Origin of the sequence: Bifidobacterium sp. ESL0784 (genome assembly GCF_029433295.1) — a bacterium.
Taxonomy (GTDB): Bacteria; Actinomycetota; Actinomycetes; order Actinomycetales; family Bifidobacteriaceae; genus Bifidobacterium.
The window spans coordinates 1-21442 of the sequence record NZ_JAQTHV010000004.1 but is presented as its reverse complement, the minus strand read 5'-3'; the positions used below and the strand labels follow the sequence as shown (position 1 = coordinate 21442).

The following is a 21442-nucleotide window of genomic DNA, read 5'->3' as shown; positions in this document are numbered from 1 at the left end:
ATGCACTTTATCTTTGACCGTTACGTGCTTGTATGAGTAACCGTCAATCCTGCGAGAAAACGTACGTTTTGAACATCAAAAACATACGAAAACTAGCGGGACTGGCCGGTTACTCACAGGATTGAGGGTTACTCACAGAACAATTGGCAAGACGCCATTTATATAGGTCGTACTGCCGCCGTTTTAAGCAAAGCAAAAGGACGGCCAACGACACGATGTCGTATGGACCGTCCTTTTTTAAAAAGTCAGCGACTTACTTCTTGGCCTGACCTTGTGCAGCCACGGCAGCAGCGCCGGCGGCAGCAGCTTCAGGATCGAGGTACTCGCCACGGGGCTTGATCGGCTTCATGTTCTCGTCAAGCTCGTAGACCAGCGGGATGGCCGTCGGAATGTTGACCTTGGAGATTTCCTCTTCCGAAAGACCGTCGAGCATCTTGACGATGGCACGCAGGGAATTGCCGTGCGCGGCAATCAGAACGGTCTTGCCGCTCTTCAGCTCGGGAACGATGTCGGACTCCCAATACGGGGTCACGCGGGTGACGACGTTGGCCAAAGCCTCAGTCTCAGGCACCGGATCGCCTGCATAACGGGGGTCACTGTTCTGCGAGAACTCATCGCTTGGATCGATCTCTGGCGGCGGAGTACCGTAGGAACGACGCCAGATCATGAACTTCTCGTCGCCGTACTTCTCGCGGATCTCGGACTTGTTCTTGCCTTGCAGGGCGCCATAGTGGCGCTCGTTGAGCCTCCAGCTACGCTTCACCGGAATCCAGAGGCGATCGGCCTCATCCAGGGCATAGTTGGCGGTGTTGATCGCGCGACGCAGCAGCGAAGTGAAGACAATGTCGGGAAGGACATTCTTCTCTTTGAGGAGCTGGCCACCATGCTTGGCTTCCTCGACACCCTGTTCCGTGAGCGGAACGTCCACCCAACCGGTGAACTGGTTTGTTTTATTCCATGCGCTCTGGCCGTGCCTGAGCAATACTAATTTATATGACATATTTCAATATTAGTCGAAGAAAAGGACAATGTAATAAGAAATCGTTAACGCTAACAATCATCCGAATATAACACTAAAGTTAATTGCCTCACTAAATAAACCGACTAATCGTCAAGCAGCAAACACATCGGCTGCGAAGACGAATACAAACGTGCACAGAGCAACGCGTCAACGCCGACCAACGGCAGAACCGTATGGGAATCCATCGGCCTGACGACGCCCATGACCTTGTGCCGGGCCTTCGTTTACAGCGTCAGCGCAATCTCCACCATGATGAAGATGATGGCAAACAGGAGAACCGTCATGCTGCACATCGGCAGAGCCTTCACAAAGTTGCCGCTGTTGATGCTACGCACCAAGCCGGTTGCCGCTTTGACGCACACCAGCGCGAAGACGACGGCGAGAACAGCCAGAACGATGCCGGCCACGCTGAAATGACGGAAAAGCATAGCCAACGGGACCAAAGCGCCGACCACCGTAATCACCAGCGGAACAAGGTAGGTGACGAACAGCACGGTCTGCGCGTTCTTGCGTCCCAGACGCACGCCAAGCGTCATCTTGCCGCTGATCTTGTCCTCATCGACGTCACGCAGGTTGTTGACCATCAGAATGGCACAGGAGAAGAGCCCGCAAAGCACCGCTCCCAGAACGCCTTCAGCATTGACCCGGCCTATGAGCACATATTGTGTGCCGAGCACGGCAACCAACCCGAAGAAGATGAAGACGCCGACCTCACCGAAACCGGCGTAACCGTATGGGTGCTTGCCGCCGACATAGAACCAGCCGGCGAGCAGGCAAAGGAGACCGAGAGCGATAAGCCACCAATGACCAGTGACGATGGTGATCGCCAAGCCGGCAACACAGGCGATGAAGGCGTTGACCCCGGCGGCGGCGAGTACCTGGCCCGGCTTGACGCGTCCGGAAACCGTCAGACGTTGTGGTTTGGCGGTTTTGACTTCAGCGTCGCCCCGACCAACGTCGGTGCCACGGATGCCATCGGAATAATCATTGGCGAAATTTGCCGCAATCTGGATGAACAACGCAACCACGACGCATAGGACGGCAAGTAGGGCGAACTTCCCCCAGGACGTGTCCGCAGCCAAAGCACTCAAGGGGCTCGGCCCCGCTGTGCAAGACTCAATCTGCTCTTTGCTGGTAGTGCAACCCCACGGCTGAGATTTCAGCATACGATAACCTGCCGCGATGCCGACCAATACGGGGGCGATGGATGCCGGCAATGTTTTCGGGCGCAGCCCGTTGACCCACAAATCCAGATTCTTCAACGCAATCCCAACTTCCTAAAAGCAAACCGGCGTTTTATTGCGACGGCACAATTTGTTTAACCAGTAAAATCATAGCAGATTTGACTACATTTCCCGCTTATGCAAAGATTGCCGAGCTGTCGGAAAGCGAGAAACCAGTCACATCAATCGATGCATTAAACAGATAATATCAACAAGCATCAATTGTCATCGCCGACATTCTCCGGTTCCTTGGCCGCCGACCCCAGCATACGACGGTTGATCAGCGCTAAAGCGGCCAAAAGCATAAGGTCAAGCACGGCGAAAATCGGGAACGGAACCTGCAGATTCCCTCCCCCGCTCAGCACCTGAATGACCTGCATGGCATACGGGGCAAGAAAGGCACCCACGTTGCAACCCACCAGCATCAGCGCCGTCGCGAAATTCAGCGCCTTGCCGGTTTTGCAGACTTCGCCGAGCAGATTGTAGATATAGGGGAAACACCATGCATTCGGTACGCCGGAGAGGAAGAGTCCGACAAGCAGGACGGCGAAATTATCGCTGGAGAACCCCAGCAGCAGATTGACCAACGCGTAAAGAATCATGCCGACATAAATTGTATTGCTTTTAAGATATTGGTGGACGATACCGAAAAGAAAGCCCGCGATGATTCCCAGAATCGGCATCAGCGAAAGCAACGTGCTGGGATTGTAGGTTTTGCCCTTGATGGCCACGGCGATGGAGGGAAAACGCACCAGCACGGCAAAGCCATTCATCGTCAAAATCATGCAAAGCACAAACAGAAAATAGACGATCGGATGAAGGCGATCCTTGCCTTCGCTTTGCGTTCCGGCCTGTATGGAGTTATTGTCAGAAGCCCACGTTTCCTCTTCAATTCTGGCAAAGTCTTTGGCTTTCTTTTCGATCCTGGCAGGCGGTTTTCGTTTCCCCTCTTCGACCTTTTGCGGATCGGGAACCATGATATCGAAAACGAACATCAGCGGGATTGCGAGCAGATAGATCAAAAAGGTGAAATGCCAACCGATATCGAGCAGGAGCCCAGCCACAAACGTCAGCACCGCCTGCCCGATATTTTCCGTCGAATTACGGATTCCAAGCATGCCCGCCCGCGTATAGCCGTGATACAACGTACTGATCACGCTGACCGCGAGCGAATTGAACAGCCCGAGACCGGCCCCCAGCACAAGACGGCTGGCAACGAGAAGCGGGTAATCGGATATGAACACAGGCATGCATCCACCCAGGCAGGTCAGCACCAAACCTATGGTGACGGTTTTCTTCAATCCGATTTTGGCCGCCACAAAGCTTGAAAGCAATATGAAAACGACGGCAGTGAGATTCGGCATCGTGCTTAGCGCCTCGACCTGAGCCTGGGTGACATGCAACGAATCACGCATCTGCGGCAGCGCACCATTGACCGACGGGGCGCTGACCAGTATCGTCGAGATGGAGAGCACCGCCAACTTGACGGGCCAGCCGTCAATCTTTCTGCGTTTCACTGTAATATTATAAAATAGATTCTTTTTTTGCCGGGTTTAAAACACCCGCCTGCTCTCACTGTTTTTTTAAAAAAATCGTCCACCCCACATTGCGTGAGATGGACGATTCGTCGCTATCTATTGTATCTACTATCTACTGAGTGCTCAGTTGAGCGGTTTGACCAGCGGGAAGGTGATGGTCTCGCGGATGGTAGCACCCGTCAGGGCGATCAACAGGCGGTCGATACCCATGCCCATGCCTCCGGCCGGCGGCATGCCCACACCCAGCGCCTCGAGGAAGTCCTCGTCGATGTCCATTGCCTCGACATCGCCGGCGAGCGCATCCTTGGCCTGGTCGACCAGGCGCTGACGCTGCACCACCGGGTCGTTGAGCTCGGAGTAGCCGGTGGCCAGCTCGAAGCCGCGCACATAGAGATCCCACTTCTCCACGACACCCTTCTTGGAACGGTGAGCCTTCACGAGCGGGCTGGTCTCGACAGGGAAGTCGCGCACGAAAGTCGGGACTTCAGCACCCAAGCCGGCCTCGTAGAAGTGCTCCCAAAGGTGCTCGACAAGCTTGCCGTGGTTCTCAACCTCGTCGCGCTCCACGCCGAGTTTGTCGGCGATGGCACCCAAGTGTTCCACGGACGTTTCCGGCGTGATCTCCTCGCCCAAGGACTCGGAAAGGGACTCGTACATGGAAATCTGCTTCCATTCGCCGCCGAAATCGTATTCGCTGCCGTCGAGCAGGGTGACCTTGGTGGAGCCAAACGCGTCGATGGCCGACTGCTGGATGAGCTTCTTCGTGAGCGCTGCGATGGTGTCGTAGTTGCCGTAGGCCTGATACGCCTCGAGCATGGTGAATTCGGGGGCGTGCGTGCCGTCGACGCCCTCGTTGCGGAAGTCGCGGTTGATCTCGAAAACGCGCTCGATGCCGCCGACCAGGCAGCGCTTGAGGAAGAGTTCCGGTGCGATGCGCAAGTAGAGGTCGATATCGAAGGCGTTCATGTGCGTGATGAACGGGCGGGCGGCCGCTCCCCCGTGCACCGTCTGCAACATCGGAGTCTCGACCTCGAGGAAATCGTCCTTGGCAAACGTATTACGAAGTGAGGTGACGACCTTGGAACGTTTACGAACCATATCGCGAATCTTCTCATCGGCGATCATGGCAATATACGGCTTGCGGGTGCGGGTGTCTTCCGTCAGTTCCTTGTGAAGCGCCGGCAGCGGCTGCAATGCCTTGGAAGCAATCTTCCACTCGCTGGCAAAAACGGAGAGCTCACCGGTCTTGGAAGCGATCACGCGACCCTTCAAATAAAGGTGGTCACCCAGATCGACGAACTGCTTGAACGCCTTCAACGAGTCTGCGCCAATCTCCTTTTTGGAAATCATGCCCTGAATCTTGGTGCCGTCGCCCGCAGCGAGCTGCACAAAGCACAGGCCGCCGCCGTTGCGCAGGAAGAGCACACGGCCGGCAATGGAGACCACATCCTGGGTCTCGTCGCCCGCCTTGAGCTTGCCTTCATACTTGGCACGAACCTGCGGAATCGTATCGCTGACCTCGACCACAACCGGATACGGGGCAACACCGTCTTTAAGCATCTGGGCACGCTTGGCTACACGCATCTGCACCTGCTCCGGCTGGCCTTCGGGCCCAAACTCCTTGTTGGTCGGGTCGATGGCCTCGTCGAAGGACTTGCCTTCGTTGATGTTTTCGGCGATGGCCTCGTCCTGCTTTAAGCGCAGCTCCGCACGCTCTACGGTGGACATTACCGGGTTTTCTGTCTCTTCTTCATTCCGGTTTTCGCCGGTTTCATTCGTTTCGCTCATAACTTCCGAGTGTACCGAGCAGCCGATACACACGATTATGTATTTCCTATGGATTCATTTGCGCCTTTTCCCGCACTCCACACACATTTATGCGGAAAACAACGCATTTTGCCGCGCTAAATACGTCATTCCCCGCACATGTACCCCACTTAGTGCGGGGAAAGACGCAAAATCAGACCAATAGGCCAGCATCGTAGCCGCCTGCAGCGTACTCCACGACAATCCAGCAACAGCAAACAGGAGAATCTGCGTTCGACACGCAAACTGGACTCGTCCGCGGGGTCGTTGTATCATGATTGCTGTTGTTCATCGGGCTGTAGCGCAGCTTGGTAGCGCGCTTCGTTCGGGACGAAGAGGCCGCGAGTTCAAATCTCGCCAGCCCGACCAACTAAAAACCCCTTGTTTTGCAAGGGGTTTCGTCATATCTAGAGCAGTCATGACCGCTCTATGACTGTACTTGCACGGTGACGCGTTGATGCAGTCGTGGCATACGGGCGTTATTGCTCGGCCTGATGAGGTTTCTGTTCCCTGCCGCTGCACACGAATCCAATCACCATAGGCGTCAGCAAAACCAGCTGGAAGACAAACCGCGTGGGCGAAGGACGTCCTGGACGCGACAGGCTTTCTGCACAAACGTAAAGACTGGCAGCGGTCAAGAGCCACGGCAGACATTTGAGCAGCAGACTTCGGCCGGCGGACAAGGTCTGAGCTTTGATACTTGCAGCAAGCTGGTTACCACGACCATCGGCATCAACCCGGTCTGATCGACTTGCAGCGTTATCGCTTTTGGACATTGCCAGCATCTTTTTCCGTTGTTCTTTCCTGCGCCGCCACAGATAATACAACACGAATCCTGGCAAAACCGCCGTCCACAACGCCATGAAGAAGGGGATATTGATACCAGGCGTATCAACGATGGTGCGATAGAGCTGCTTGACGGTCTCACTGGCTTCGGTCGGTGGGGTGTGCGGCTGGAGCATGCCATAGGTGTAGGTGGCGGTGTCGGAGGTGGTCATCGGCAGCATCACCACCGAAACCGGCTTGGGAATCTTCTGGTCCTTGACGCTGAAGGCATCGAAGGTCATCCATCCGGCCTCCAAGCAGAAGAAGCCCTGCAGGTATGAATCGGGATGGCGCGCTCCGACATCGAGCCAGGCTTTGGCGAAGCGCGAAACCGGGACCTTGCCCTTTACCGTCCAGCCGATGGCAGGCACGGCAAGCCACGGATCATAGTTCTGGCTGATTTCATCCCACGAATATTCAAGATAATCGTCAACGGCCTTGCGATCTTCATCGCTGATATCGTCGGGATGATCGTACGCGGCTCGGGCCATCATCTGAATCGGCAACGCAAGCGCGGCTTCCGGGGTCCCCGGAACGACGTTGATGTGCTGGTAAACGAATTTCGGCAGCGCCATGTCTACAATGACGAACAACACCACTGCGAGCGTCACCATAGCGACCTTCAGTTTCGCCGCAAACTTGCCGATAAGCAAGGCAAGCAGGCAGAGCACGACGATATAGAGCCCAAGTTTTTTGGTCAGAGCCACGAGCAGCCCGTCAAGCGCGAACGCGGCGACGAACCACGGGTTGCGCGTCAGTTCAAGTTTGCTGTCGACCAGTTTGCAATACATCACCGCCCATGGAACGAACAGCATCGCGCTGGTCGTGTCCTTTGCAATCGACATGACACACATCGGAACCACCGGGAAGAAACAGAAGAACGCGGCAAAAACGTGCAGCATCCTACGATTGAGATTGGTTTGGCCTAAGTAGGCCAGCAGCCATGCGATGCCGAACGCAAAGCCAACAGCCTGCAACAGCGCGTATATATACATGCCGATATTGTAATTATCGAAAAGCGCCTTGCCCAGTGTCGCGAACCAGCCATACAGATAAGTGTCAAGAAAGGGGTGGTGGTCCCAGATCTTGCCGGCATTCATCCCGTAAAGCGGCATGCCGTAGTATTCCGCGATCTGATCGCCAGTGTCGAAATGAATCACGCCCGGGAAGAGCAGAACGATATACGGCAGCCAGCAACACAGCAATATCGAGGCGTCGGCGGCGATAGCGGAGGGACATTCCGTATAGCGGAAATGAAAATAACGGCGGATGGACGCGAAACGCTTGTGGGGCGAAACGGCAGAATTGGCAGTTGTAGTTTCCCCGCCCGCGATTGCCTTGGAACCGTCGAATACGCGGGTTCTCATGAATTCCACACCGCGGTATGCGACCATATACAGCACGGCGAACAGCATTGCATAGCCGACCGCCTGCAAATAGAGATAAACGTGGTCGAAAGGAACCCATCCGAACTGCGCGGCCTGACTCGAGCAGGCGACCATAAAGCCAAGCACGGCGGGAATAAGCAAGCCGACTTTCGAAGGCTGCAGGAAATTTCGAATCTTGAACCACACGCTGGTGTCTCTCGATTCGAGCGGAATATCGGCGGTCACTTCCCGAGCCACCGGCGTATCGCCGGACCGGCCAATTCGCTTATCCTCCACCACTGCTCCCCTGCCATATTGCCGGCAATCGCCGTAACAAGACCTGTTTCCTATATCTACGGTTAGTCTAGCGTGCCGGTTCGTCGAAATAACACAAGCTTCCCGGATACAAAGGTTTATTGGGAAAACCAAAATCCTGTGACATAGCTCACATGGAAATGAGACCTCTGAATATCATAACCGGCAATAGACTTGAAGCGGAAAACGACAAAGGAGCAGTCATGGACGACAACGCGCAAGGCAAAACGCCGGAAGAGCTTTTGCGGGCCTTCAGCGAGGAACATTCTTCGCTTTCTGGACAACCCGAGGATGCCAGCGACCCGAACAATGCCGCTGCCCCGTCTCCCGGTGCAACATTCGACACCGACGAATTCCTGAAGGGACTCGATGCCTTGTTCGACGCGCACGAGGCCAGAGACAAGGCCGAACCCTACCTCAAACAGGCGATGGTTGACGCGGAGAACGCCGGTGACGACGCGGGGCTTTTGACCGTGTTGAACGAGACCATGGGCTTCTATCGCTCGCACGGGCGGCACAAGGACAACCAATGGGTTATCCAGCGGGCGCTGGAACTGGGGTTAAAGATGGGCATCGAAGGCACCGAAGCATGGACGACCACGCTTATCAACGCGGCGACCGGCATGCGCGCAGCCAAGCAGTACGACCAGGCCGAAGACCTCTACAAGCAGGCGTTGGCATCGGCGCAGAAGACGCTCGAACCCACGGACCGGCGGATGGCAGCACTGCACAACAACATTTCGATGCTCTATAGTGAAACCGGGAAATTGAAGGCCGCGCAGGCCGAGCTCGAAAAGGCGCTTTCGATTCTTGAAGCGTCAAGCACCGATCCCGAAACCGACATCGACGTGGCTTCCACGCACACCAACCTCGCGCTGGTACTGCTGCAGCGAGCGACCGAAGCGGCGAAAAATAGGCAGAACGGACAAGCTCAAGATTCCGAAAATTCCGATTCTTCCGAAACCGTCGATTCGCTGCTTGAACAGGCCATGAATCACTCTTCCAGAACACTGGAAATTTACAGGAACGGACACCTTGAGCACAGCGCCCACTTCGCTTCAGCCTTGGCCGGGTACGCGCAGACCTGCTTTGCGGCCGGGCTGTTCGACAAGGCCATCGATTCCTATCGGCAGGCGCTCAAAGTCATCGAGGAATGCTACGGCACCGACACCGATTATTACCGGATTACCGCCGGCAATCTCGCTCAGGTCGAGGAGACCGCACGCGCGGCCAAGGAAGCGGCCCGAAATTCCAAGACATCAGAATCGGATAATAACCCCACTCAGATTGGAAACACTCAAAAAACCGACAATAATGCCATATCTCCAGTACCACCTGAACATTGCAAAAATGACGTCTCTCCAACTTCTGACCATTCTGCGGCCAACCATATAACCTTAGAAAACAAGCCGGCCATCCCTGGACTCAAGCTCGCCCGCGCCTACTGGGAAGAGTGCGGCAAGCCGATGATTGCTGAGAAATACCCGGAATATCAAGGTCGCATCGCCGCGGGTCTGGTCGGACACGGCTCAGAATGTTACGGGTTTGATGACCAATATTCGCAGGATCACGATTTCGGGCCCGGCTTTTGCCTTTGGCTCACCGACGAGGATTACGAGGCAATCGGCGAGAGACTGCAGACGGACTACGAAGCCTTACCGCAGGAATTCATGGGTTTCGGGCCACGCGAATCCACAGCTCGAGCTCAAGGCGGTTCAAGGCGCACCGGAGTCTTCCGTATCGGCGATTTCTTCGCAGGCATCACCGGATATCCGCAAGCTCCCGGCGACAACAAGCCCCATGAATGGCTGCTGCTCGACGAACCGACGCTCGCCGCAGCTACCAACGGTGAGATCTTTGCCGACCCGCTCGGTGCCGTTTCCAAGACACGGCAAGGCTTCAAGATGATGCCGGACGATGTGCGGCTTTCGCTGATTTCACGCCGACTGGGGATGATCGCACAAGCCGGGCAATACAACCTGCCACGAATGCTCAAGCGTGGCGACGGGGCGGCGGCATGGCTTTCCATCCGCGAGTTTGTCAGCAACGTATGCTCGTTCGTTTTCCTAATCAACGAGCCGATCCGCGCCGGATACATGCCGTATTACAAGTGGCAGTTCGCGGCACTGCGACGGCTTTCCGGACGGATGTCAACGGTCCTGCCGGATGTCTGCGAACAGCTCGAAACGATTCTGCGGCTTTCTTCGGCAGCCTGCTTCGGCGGCGCCGGATTCGGCGAGGGCGGCAAAGGCTCCGCACCCGCACAGGAACAGATTCAAACCACCGTCGAGCACATCTGCGGCGAAATCGTCGCGGAGCTCAAGAGCGAAGGCCTGACCAACAGCGACGAGGAATTCCTTGAGTGGCAACGACCTTACGTCGAGGCGCATATCGGCAGCGACAATCCGGTACTGCACAGCCTGTAAACCTGTACAACAAAAATTCCTGCCGAAGCTACTAGAGTCGGTAACAGGATACCAACGATTGAATTGATAAGGATATGCGACGCAGACATACCGAAGAAAAGAGCAATGATGACTGAAAACGCAACGAAGCAAACGACACCGACGAGCAACGACACGAACACAAATTCCTCGGCGGACCAAGAGCGACTCGACCTGCTGGAACGCGTGGTAAAGCACGAATGGGACCAGTTTCAGAAGACGGACAATGAAGGCGGGCGCGCGGCTTGCCAAGGCAACTGGCCAACCTTCCACCAGATGCGAGCCAGCCAGTTTATGACCTGGCCCATGCCGCTGCTGAAAAGTTACGCCGATGACCTTGACGAGGCGGATGGCGTCGGGCGCAACCTCATCACCGAAAAGTACGGGCGCATGATGATCTCGACCTGGCCAGAGGAATATCACGCCACCATCGAGCCGTATATCCCCGTGCGCTCCGCCGAACGCGTTGCCGAGCAGGAGAAGGTCATCGCCCAGCAAGTGGCGTGGGCCGATGACTTCCGCAGCCACTACCCCAAGCTCGGACGCGAGATGCGCGTGCTGCGTACCGCCGAGGACACCCACGAAAACACGTCGTTCGAGACCTACCTGCGCGGCGAACTTGGCACGTATTCCGACAAGACATTCGGACTGTATCGCGACTTCATCGAAAGCCTCGCCGCCGCCAACCGCAACCTGACGGAAGAGACCATCCGCAACACCGTACTGCTCGGTGGTTTCCAATCACTCGACGAGGCCGAGACATTACAACAATGAGTCCGCGCGCATCGTTGTATGTTCTGTGATTTTTATAACGAAGACCACTGAATATTGACACGAAATCCTTCATTCGCAGCACTGAACATTGTAAATCTAAGATCCTGTGTTCCGTGCTGCGAATGAAGGATAACCTGAAATACATTATCGCGCAAACAAGCCATTCTTTCGATTGGTTTATGTTGGTTTTACAGCACGGAAACATGAAAGGCCACCCTATTCGCCTTCCCTGCTACGTATTTACAGCTTTATTACACAATTTTCCCGAGATTCCCGTTTCCTGCTATCGAGAACGCAAAATATCGAGAATGAGATAGAGTGGCACGCATGCGATTTCTGAAACGATTCCTGCCGTCTATGGCTGTCTTCGTCGCCCTTATTGCCATTTTGGCGACGTTGAGCGCGGCGATGATGCCAGGATGGGACGTGGAACCGCTGACGCACCATATTGAAGTCACTTCCGACTATTCCACTATCCAAGCCCGCGACACGGCAACTGCAGGAAATACAGGTATTCAAACCGGGAAAAATGGAAATGGCACTAACGCCAAAAACGTGCTCAAAACCGCCCAAGAAGGCACCTATCAAGTAAAGACCACCAACCTGCACATCAAGCTCGCCCCGAACGTCACCATCAACGCGATCCTGCGCTCCCCTGTCGGCGCGCACGGCTTGCGGCCGGCGACATTGTTCATCCACGGGGCAGGAACCGGCAAAGCCAGCGAGGTCTACGGCGACATCGCTTCAGCCATGAGTTCGGCGGGCATCGTCACGCTCGTGCCAGACAAGCGGCTTGACACTTACACCACGTTCCACCGCGACTATTACGCGATGGCCGAAGACTATATGACCTCACTCAAAACCCTGCGGGCGCAACCTGATGTAGATCCCGGAAAAGCCGGAATCTATGCGGAATCAGAGGGCACGTGGATTGCCGAGGCGATGGCTCATCAACATCCCGGCGCAATTCCCTTCATGATGCTGACCTCGCCACCTGCGGTTTCGGGACGGCGACAGATGGCGATGGCCGCCAACACCTACGTTTCCGCCGTTGGTGCGCCCAACGGCCTCAACCGCGATGTCGACAAATTCATCGGGCTTGATTTCGCCCCGCTGGGGTTGCAATATGCCGATTTTCCCGCCGAACAGTATCTGAAAGACCTCGCGATGCCACTGTTGATCAGCTTTGGCACCGACGACCTTTCCATGCCAATCGAGCAGGGCGCGACCGATATCATCGACGGTGCCTCTGCTGCCGGAAACAAGAACGTGCTCGTACGCTACTACCACGCCAATCACCAGATGCGCGTCGGAGCGCACACTTCCGTGCCAGGTCTGCCACTTGACAAGCACTATACGCATGACCTCGAGGATTGGACGAACGCCATCGCCGCCGGCACGAAATCCAGTGATTGGGCAACGCCACAGATTGCCGGAAACCAACCGCACCAACGACTCGCCGTTCCTGCCAGCGTCAAGCCGGGACTCATCGGATCGTTGAGTACGATATTGGCGCTGTTGGCTGCGATTGTTCTTTGTGCTTTGATGGCAGGGATTGTCGGAATTTGTATCGCAATTGGACATCTGAGAAAACAAAACAAGCAAGATTCCTCAAGTTTGATTGACAAGAATATCGTGAGCCAATCTTCGACAAAGACCACAAGGGTTCGACTCTCTTGGGGGGATGCCGCACAGAACCGATTCCCACATCGCCTCACAACAGCTTTGACTCTAAACGGCTGCTGTGCGGTACTCAGCATCGCGGCATTCTTCATCTACGTCATCACCGCGGCGAAATCCGCATTGACGCTGACTCCACGCGGCACACTGCTCAACTGGGGCTGGGTGCTTTTGCAAGTCATCGCGCTCATCAACGTCGCGTTGCTGACCTGGCTGATTATGGAACTTTGGCGCTCACGCGGCAGCAGGAGCTCAGCAGGCAAACAATCCCAAGGTTTCTGGACTCCCGCACACTTCATCGTCGCAGCGCTGTGCGTCATCGAAGCGGTGATTTCACTGACGATGATGGCATTTTTCGGGCTCTTCAGTCTCTAAAAGGTACTTGCAAAATCTTGAAGAACCAAAGCAATGAAACAGTAAGTCTCACTGTTTCCATACTCGCTTAATACTATGTTTGTCAAACCAAACGATGGCTGCGAAACGTCATAATCATCGCGCAGCCATCGTTGAAGTACCACCATTTATTATCATTTATTCCGCAAACTGCTTATTGCCGTCTTCTAGCCTTCCATTTCGCAGTGCCCTTCTGAATCAGCGATGCCAGACCGAGCAACACGGCAAGTCCAATCAGCAACGCTCCCAGCACAACGATGAACAAAGCAATCAGCGAGCGCACGTCGACACTTCCCGGAACAGAACCAAAAACCATCGGGAAGACAGAACCGACAAACAGCATCACCGCTCCCAGGAACAACGGCAACAGGCTCAGCACGATGGTCGCCTTGCTCGGCCCAGCAGGCGGTTGCGGTTGCGGCATCGGTTGCGGCAGGTCACGGGGCACACGTACATAGGCTCCGGAAGGGGCAGGCCCATTGGCAAAGCTCGATGGCGGCACATATCCGGCCTGATTGGGGGCATCCGATGTGGTTCTGCCGGTTCCAACTTCGGTTTGATTCACGCTCTCGGACCCCGTTTCGGTCTCAGTTCGGCTTCCTTCCGCTTCTGACGACTCACCTGCAGCATTACCGTTTTGCGCAAGATCATCGTCTTCGGCATCATCGGCAAAGACATCAGCGTTTTGGACCGAAATGGTCTCGGTAGTGTCATTATTACCGTTTTGAACTGCAACAGCCTCGATATCCGTCGTATCGCCGGCATCAATATTCTGAATTGGCATGGTCTCGGTAGTATCGCCGTTGCCATTTTGAGCTGGCATAGCGGCAGTCTCAGCCATGTCGTTATCCGAAATCGGATTCGTCATTTCGTTCTCCTCATTCGATTCGTTGCTCATTTTCATCGCCTCCATGCCCCGTTTGTCTCGCCTTTGGCGAATTGCGCGTAACTGGGCACGGTACTTTCCACAGGATATTGCACCGTTACGCGGCCTTCGACGATGTATGGCGCGTCGATAATTAGTTCGGGTCCCCTTTTCGGCATCTTCTTGGTCTCGGTGAACCATTGGTAGTCCTGATCATTGTCGTAACCGCTACCGTAACCGATGCGCTGATAGCTCATACCTCCGATACCAACCTGCATGTCACGACCGATGGCCACATAGCCGCTGCCCAGCGACCTCGTGCCCACTTCGCTGCCCGCATACACTCCGTCGACGATAACCGCTCCGTCTTCTGTCTCGACCCTGACCGTGCTGCCATCGACTTTGTCGTTGGATTCATGACTCAACCCGTAGGAGCAACCCGCCGGCAACGTGACGAAAACCGTAGCCTTGCTGTCGGTCAATTTGATTGTTCCTGTCGGGCAACCGGACTGGATTGTGCTGCCGTCTTTCAAGGTGACATCATGGGTGCCATGCGTTTTGGCGTAATCACTCAGATCGATGTTGATGGCATCGTCATCGAGCCGGTGACCTTTAATCGCAGTTCCCTGTTCGAGTTTTTTGAACTGTCGGTCTTCGCTGCCGTCGATGGCTTTGAAACCGCTGACGTTGACCTGGGTGTAGGACGTGCCCTCCTGTTCCAAACCAGTCAACACCACGGAATAACCGATATCGCTAATAACAAAGACCACCGCTATAAATGCCGCGATCCACACCAAAGGATGCAGCCCTCCTGCACGATGTCCAGCCAAGCCAAGCACGGCGATAACGACGCCGAGGAATATCAGAATCCCGCCAGTCCAGTACGTTCCGTATTGGAGAATCGTGCCCATATAACCGCCGTTGCCAAAGCATTGTATTGCAACAAGAGCGCCCGACAGAAGGATGGCACCGAGCGCGAGCAGGACAATCACGAATCCCGCCGGCTTGCGTCGCGTGCGCCTCGGGCCCCACGTTCTTGTGGCGCCTTGCGACATGCCCTGCCGGTAAGGCTGGGCCGGTTCGGCCATATAGGTGGGAGGAACGGTAGCATTTGGCGACACGTTATCAGCAAACGGTGAAGCCCAAGACTGACCAGAAGACTCGCGGCCGTTGAAACCGGAAGTGCGCTGACGCCCATCAGGCTGTCCGTTTTGCGCGGCATCCGAATATACCCGGCTGTTATCACCGGAGCCGCTCTGCCCAGCAGACTCGCCAAAGTCAGTGTTCGGGTCTACATCGCCCTGTTCGCGAAACGTCGCCTCGTTGTTTCCTTGGGCTTCCGAGGCTCCGTCTTGCGGATTTCCCTGCGTTTGCTGCCAAGATTGCGGGGCATACGGCGCACAATTCGTGCTCCCATAGAAAGTCGGGGTTGCGTTGCCGTTTGAATTATAAGGCATCGGTCCGGCCTGATATTGGCCTTGCGGCTGCTGCGCTTGACCTTGATACTGCCCTTGCCGCGCGTTATTGAAATAAGCGGCCCCACGCTGCTCCTGCGCCTTGTTCGCAAGGCTGTTGATCATAACCAGCAATACCACCACCGCGATAATGGCCAGCAATACGCCGATACCGGGAAAGCAGAACGCGATGATCATGAAGATAATCGGCCCCAGCAATGACCATTGCCACTTGCCATAAACCAGCTCCTCACCCGAAATCCTACCGTCACGGCAATCCGGCAGCAGCACCCATGCCGCCGCGTAGAACGCCGCGCCGAAACCGCAGATCAGAGTGGAGGCGGCGACAATCGCACGAACGAAAACAGGACTCAGCCCATAACGCACCGCGATGCCGTCGCATACGCCCGCGATCCAACGGTTGTTGCCGCGCATCAGGCCGCTGCCGCGAATCCATGCGAAGAAGCGGTCGACCTTGTCGTGCCGGGGCGGAACGGGATTGCTCATGTTGGTCGGCTGTTGATAGCCGTTGCCGTAAGTGTTGTTGCTCATGGTTCTATTACAGCATCCCGAAACTCTCAAAAGGGTCAGGGAACACCCTGATTTAACCCTGATTTTCACCGGAACGCACCCTGAATTCCACAAAATCATGCACAATGGAGGTATGAAGCCATCGAAGAACGCGCCGAGCAACCGGGCAACCCCGGATCCGCGCAACCAGCGCCAAGCCCCGCGCAACCAGCCGACATACGGCTGGAAGCAATATGCGCCGGCAAGCGGATTCCCCGTGACGCCGAAACAACGCCTGCCGTTGCTGCGTCCGAAAAAGAAGCGCATCTTCTGTGGGGTATGCCGGGGTTTGAGCCTGCACTTGAACGTGCCCGTGGTCTGGATCCGCTTGGCTTTTGTGGCTGCAACGTTCCTTTTCGGCGCAGGTATCGTGGCCTATATCTTCTTGTGGGCGTTCGTTCCTGCAGGAGACCCGTTGACGGCGGAGCAGGATCGACGTGAAGCCGAGCAAAGGGTTGCAAGCGCACCATTGTCATACGGAAATATTGACAATAGTCAACGGTTGCGCTACGGAAATAACGATTATTCCCTATCCGACAATACCCGCAATTCTGCCAATAATGCAGACTCCCTCAATGCCCAACAACAAGCAACCCGACCTTCTTCATCGCCGTCAACCGCAATCGGCAGCGGGAGGACGAACGGAGCCAAGACCGACGAGAACAACAACGGGCCCGAAAGCATCGCCCAAGCACTCAAAAACGCTTCAAAGCCCTCGATTATCGCGCTGATCGGGATTGCGCTGATTGCGCTGGCGGTCATCCTTGAGGTGAGCCCTCTGCAAAGCGACCTTACCTTCGGCATATTCATGGCCTTATGCGGTATCGGCGTGGCATGGATTCGCTTCAACGCCGAGGACGGGCAGATACGCTACCTGCTGATCGGCGTGGCGCTGATGGCGATAGGCTATTTTATTTGCGCCGATTCCGACACATTCAGCCATCATCTGCCGATTTCCGCGGCAATCGCCGGTGTTGCGCTGCTTATCGGGGTGGCCTTGGCCATCATCCCGCTGGCCAACCGGTTCATCCACGAACTGAGCCACGAACACGCTCTGAAAGAACGTGAGGAGGAGCGCGCCGACATGACCGCCCATCTGCACGACGGCGTGTTGCAAACGCTCGCACTCATCCAGCTGCACAGCGACGAGCCCAAGACCGTGTTTACCTTGGCTCGTAAGCAAGAACGCGAGCTGCGCCGATGGCTTTATCAGGAACGGATACCATCGGACCGGTCGGTGAGCAGCGGACTCAAGGACATCACGGCACACATCGAGGATGAATTCGGCGAGGCCATCGACGTGGTGACCGTCGGCGACACGCAACCCAGCGCTCAGACCGACGCCCTGTTGAACGCCAGCGAACAGGCAATGTTGAACGCCGCCCAGCACGGCGCGGAACCGATTTCGGTCTATTGCGAAGTCGGGGCCGCACAGGCCGAAGTTTTCGTGCGCGACCACGGCAATGGCTTCGACCAGGACGCCATCCCACCCGACCGTCTTGGCATCCGTCAGTCCATCATCGGTCGCATCGAACGGCGCGGCGGTAGCGTCAATATCGTATCCCGCCCGAATTGGGGCACGGAAATACATATGACCATGCCAATTCCCAAAGAAAACGCCAGCGCTGATGGCATACCAACAGAAGACAGGCAACCGGAAACAGGAAAACAAAGAAATACAAAATACGAAAAATAATCATGAATGGTTATCAAGGTTTTTGACAAAGACAAGCTGACATGATTGGCAACAGCGTCAATACAATGGAAATATCGACAACGAGGGAACATGAACGGCGACAGCTCAAATCAGACCACGAACGACATTCGTCAAACAGACGGAGACAACGCACAACACGGCAACGAATCAGACGCAGGCCATCACGACATTCGCGTGGCTGTGGTCGACGACCATGAGATGTTCCGCGCCGGGGTCATTGCCACGCTGAGCCCGTATTTCGCTATCGTCGGGCAGGCGCCTGACGTCGAAGGATCAGTGGCGATGATTGCTGACACCAAGCCGGACGTGGTGCTGCTCGATGTCCACGTTCCTGGCGGAGAAGGCGGAGGCGGCGCGGAAATACTGCTCAAATCGCATCCGCTCTCCCCCGATTCCGCTTTTCTCGCCCTTTCAGTCTCCGACTCGCCAAAGGATGTCGGTGCGGTGATTCGTGCCGGCGCGCGCGGCTACGTCACCAAAACCATCAGCGGCGATGACCTGATTTCCTCGATCATCCAAGTCCACGAAGGCTACGCCGTCTTCTCGCCGAAACTGGCCGGATTCGTGCTCTCCACCTTCCAAGGCGCGGGCCAGGCCGAACACGACGACGAACTCGACAAGCTCTCCCACCGCGAGCAGGAGGTCATGCGCCTCATCGCCCGCGGCTACACTTACAAGGAAATCGCCGCTGAACTGTTCATCTCCATCAAGACCGTGGAAACCCACGTCAGCGCGGTGTTGAAAAAGCTGCAGCTCTCCAACCGCACCGAGCTCACCCGCTGGGCCGCCGACCGAAGGATTGTGTGAGAACGCAGGGCTTCAGGCAACTGCTAGAATCACGTTTCGCAGGCTGTCTGCATCTCTAAATTTGACCGATTGGAAGCCAAATTTTCCAATCTTCTTGACAATCTGCTCATCGTTGTTGACAAACAAAGTAGTTCCTGAATCAATGCCAAAATACTCGATGGCGTGACGCACCGGAACCGGATCAGGCAGCAGAAGCCTTTCCTCAGAAGAAACGACAAAATCTCGCAATAGGCCAAGTTCCGGGAAACGTTGCTGAGCTAGTTTCAGATGTTTTCTCGTCGTATTCGCCAATCCCCATAAACGGATTCCGGCAGCGTCCAAATCTCCCAGCAACTCAGGCATTCCCGGTATCATGCCAACGAACCCGTCTTGCTCATGGTCGAGGTACATCTTAAGTACCCACGCAATGGCCGGTCCATGGTGCGACTCATACGAAGCAAGCACCCGTTCCTCGCTCCACCCGCTTTCGAGCATCGCCAGATAAAACTCCATCCCCCAAACGTCCTGCGGATCAAACATCATATCTGCGATGCCTTGAGGATATTGCCCTGTAATCGGCAACCGCCCATCCCACTCAACAAGCACCCCATCAAGCCCAAACACCACGTCGGTTATTGATGTTGTCACAACTGTCATACCTCTTTACAAACCGTCAATCGAAATCCTAACTTCTCTATTCTTATAGACGATTCACACGACCAGGCTAAATAAAATAGACCTTGCGGACGGATCCATAAAACAGGTAGATGCTTTCAGATTCCGTAACCAGTCAATATTCTACAGTTTGTCCAGATTGGGTTCTGATTTTTGAATAGGGACTCGGTTCAATCAGCGAAGAATTTCCTATTGCCAATTCGAATGCCGTCGATCGAAACCAAACGGGACCAGGTCTCTCACCTAATTTCAAAACCTAATTTGCGTAAATTATTGGACAGCACCTATACTTACCTCAGCTAGCGATATTTATTATTACTTAAAAATATTGTTTACTAGCAGCAACATCTCAGGGAGAAAAGGTTGGCGATGACACGCGAACAGCACAGAAGACGGCTTGGGAAACGGACTTTACAAGGCATAACAAGTGCAAGTGCGGCCATCCTGGCTACTCTCCTGCTTGTTCCAACTTGCGCTCAGGCCGTTGAACCGGCAACGTCAGCCCCTCAAGAGACAAAAGATTCTGCATCAAGCGCGGAAGTCGCTCGAGATCCGGCACAGCATTCGCTGCTGCGAGAAGCACCACAACAAGTAAATACTCAAGACAGCACACCGTCTGACGTAAGCGTGACACAGGCAAACGCCGATGAATTGTTGAAGGTTTTGCTTGCCGACGATTCCCTCGCGGCTTCGAATGTGAAATTAACGGGTTCCCCTCTTGCGGCTGGAACCTTTGCCCACGGACAAACCACATTGGGAATCGATAATGGTCTCCTCTTTTCCACAGGCGACATCACTGGAGGACATTCGGCGCTAGGCACTCCCGGCGACTCCGACTTGGATACGATTCTTGGCGCCCCAGAGACTCATGATGCGATCTCATTGGAATTCGATTTTGTACCCAAAGGCTCCACACTGTCGTTCAACTATGTATTTGGGTCAGAGGAATATCCGGCATTTGTCGGAAGTGAATACAATGACACCTTTGCTTTCCTGGTAAATGGTGCGAACGTTGCGCTGATCCCCGGATCGAATAACCCTGTGAGTATCAATACCGTCAACGCCAACACGAACAGCGGATATTTTATCGATAATTCCAATTCCACGATAAAACCTCTTCCGGGAACCCAATTCGGCGGACTTACCAAAGTGCTGCCAGTAACAGCTCCAGTGAACAAAGGCAAAACAAACCACATCAAAATCGTGCTTGCTGATGCGAACGACAATATATACAATTCATTTGTCGCGATTCAAAAGAACAGCATGAAATCACTAGGTACCGTGAATGTTCATTATGTAGACCAAGCAGGGAAGCATTTGTCAGACGACGTTGTCCTTACCGGTAATATAGGCGATCCGTATACGACTGATAAAAAGAGCTTTAACGGATATGTATTCCAACAACTGCAGGGCAATGAACACGGGACCTTTGCCAATCAGACGCAGGAAGTGACATATGTCTATTCAGCCGTTCCGACGCCTGTGGGCCAGAGCCAAACGAACCAAACCAATACGCTTGCGGATACGGGAACGGTGATACTTCCAGCGCTGAGTCTGATGCTTCTTCTGCTGACAGCCGCCTGCGGAATGCTAGTATGCAAACGCTACAACAGCTAATGCCTTCCATTCAGTTCGGGTTGCGGAAAGGCTCCACGCTCGACAATTAGCTCGTTTCCTCGGGCACCGGTGAACTGTGCCACTCTAGCCAGCGCACCGGTGCCCGACTAACGCAATCACACGGACGGGCTCACACTGCCCAACTCTGACGACAGCCCTATGCTCATCGCCGCCATAGCATGCGAGATAATGGCGGGAAACCATCAACAGGCCAAGATGTCCTATCCAGCCCAGTTTCCGGTTTGTTCCATGAATTGCCTGCAGCCATGCGATGCATGTCTATGCTGAACATGTCGTGATTGGTGTTATCATTTTGTGTTATGAGTGAGATCAGGAGCAGCGAGGCGGCAGCGTCCGCTCACGCGCGTGATA

General features: G+C 54.9%; 14 protein-coding genes and 1 tRNA gene. 7 read left to right on the top strand and 8 right to left on the bottom strand.

Annotated features, from left to right (window positions below):
* Nucleotides 1-253: 253 nt before the first annotated feature.
* The 4 genes from PT279_RS06685 to lysS form a co-directional block, all read right to left on the bottom strand.
* Nucleotides 254-1000, bottom strand: coding sequence for a phosphoglyceromutase (locus PT279_RS06685; RefSeq protein ID WP_277166645.1), 747 nt, complete (start codon nt 998-1000; stop codon nt 254-256).
* 245 nt (nt 1001-1245) lie between these two features.
* Nucleotides 1246-2283, bottom strand: a complete 1038-nt coding sequence (gene menA / locus PT279_RS06680) for a 1,4-dihydroxy-2-naphthoate octaprenyltransferase (protein ID WP_277166644.1) — start codon at nt 2281-2283, stop codon at nt 1246-1248.
* Between the two features lie 179 nt (nt 2284-2462).
* Nucleotides 2463-3761, bottom strand: coding sequence for an MFS transporter (locus PT279_RS06675; protein WP_277166643.1), 1299 nt, complete (start codon nt 3759-3761; stop codon nt 2463-2465).
* A 144-nt stretch (nt 3762-3905) separates the two neighbouring features.
* The gene (lysS, locus tag PT279_RS06670) at nt 3906-5570 is read right to left on the bottom strand and encodes a lysine--tRNA ligase (protein ID WP_277166642.1); all 1665 of its coding nucleotides are present in this window, start codon (nt 5568-5570) and stop codon (nt 3906-3908) included.
* 310 nt (nt 5571-5880) lie between these two features.
* Between lysS and PT279_RS06665 the strand changes: the two genes are divergently transcribed.
* A tRNA-Pro gene (locus PT279_RS06665) sits at nt 5881-5957 on the top strand.
* Nucleotides 5958-6067: 110 nt separating this feature from the next.
* Here PT279_RS06665 and PT279_RS06660 read toward each other — a convergent pair.
* Nucleotides 6068-8077 carry a DUF6020 family protein gene (locus PT279_RS06660; protein ID WP_277166641.1) on the bottom strand — a complete coding sequence of 670 codons (2010 nt, stop codon included), beginning with the start codon at nt 8075-8077 and terminating at the stop codon, nt 6068-6070.
* A gap of 221 nt (nt 8078-8298) precedes the next feature.
* On the opposite strand from PT279_RS06660, the gene PT279_RS06655 reads away from it, so the two are divergent.
* The 3 genes from PT279_RS06655 (at nt 8299) to PT279_RS06645 (ending at nt 13368) form a co-directional block, all read left to right on the top strand.
* Nucleotides 8299-10521 carry a DUF4037 domain-containing protein gene (locus PT279_RS06655; protein WP_277166640.1) on the top strand — a complete coding sequence of 741 codons (2223 nt, stop codon included), beginning with the start codon at nt 8299-8301 and terminating at the stop codon, nt 10519-10521.
* 105 nt (nt 10522-10626) lie between these two features.
* Nucleotides 10627-11313: a DUF4125 family protein gene (locus tag PT279_RS06650; protein WP_277166639.1), complete on the top strand. Its 687-nt coding sequence runs from the start codon at nt 10627-10629 to the stop codon at nt 11311-11313.
* 327 nt (nt 11314-11640) lie between these two features.
* The gene (locus PT279_RS06645) at nt 11641-13368 is read left to right on the top strand and encodes an acyl-CoA thioester hydrolase/BAAT C-terminal domain-containing protein (protein ID WP_277166638.1); all 1728 of its coding nucleotides are present in this window, start codon (nt 11641-11643) and stop codon (nt 13366-13368) included.
* 172 nt (nt 13369-13540) lie between these two features.
* Here PT279_RS06645 and PT279_RS06640 read toward each other — a convergent pair whose 3' ends face one another.
* Complete coding sequence (locus PT279_RS06640; RefSeq protein WP_277166636.1) at nt 13541-14284, bottom strand: hypothetical protein; 744 nt, start codon at nt 14282-14284, stop codon at nt 13541-13543.
* A gap of 2 nt (nt 14285-14286) precedes the next feature.
* Nucleotides 14287-16257, bottom strand: coding sequence for a PspC domain-containing protein (locus PT279_RS06635; protein WP_277166635.1), 1971 nt, complete (start codon nt 16255-16257; stop codon nt 14287-14289).
* Between the two features lie 112 nt (nt 16258-16369).
* Here PT279_RS06635 and PT279_RS06630 point away from each other — a divergent pair, with 112 nt between their 5' ends.
* Nucleotides 16370-17971, top strand: a complete 1602-nt coding sequence (locus tag PT279_RS06630) for an ATP-binding protein (protein WP_277166634.1) — start codon at nt 16370-16372, stop codon at nt 17969-17971.
* Between the two features lie 90 nt (nt 17972-18061).
* Nucleotides 18062-18799, top strand: coding sequence for a response regulator transcription factor (locus tag PT279_RS06625; RefSeq protein ID WP_277166633.1), 738 nt, complete (start codon nt 18062-18064; stop codon nt 18797-18799).
* Nucleotides 18800-18811: 12 nt separating this feature from the next.
* Here the strand turns inward: PT279_RS06625 and PT279_RS06620 are convergent, their stop codons facing one another.
* Nucleotides 18812-19435 (bottom strand): hypothetical protein, encoded by a 624-nt coding sequence (locus PT279_RS06620; protein ID WP_277166632.1) that lies wholly within the window; start codon nt 19433-19435, stop codon nt 18812-18814.
* A 387-nt stretch (nt 19436-19822) separates the two neighbouring features.
* On the opposite strand from PT279_RS06620, the gene PT279_RS06615 reads away from it, so the two are divergent.
* Complete coding sequence (locus PT279_RS06615; protein WP_277166631.1) at nt 19823-21070, top strand: choice-of-anchor L domain-containing protein; 1248 nt, start codon at nt 19823-19825, stop codon at nt 21068-21070.
* Nucleotides 21071-21442 lie beyond the last annotated feature (372 nt).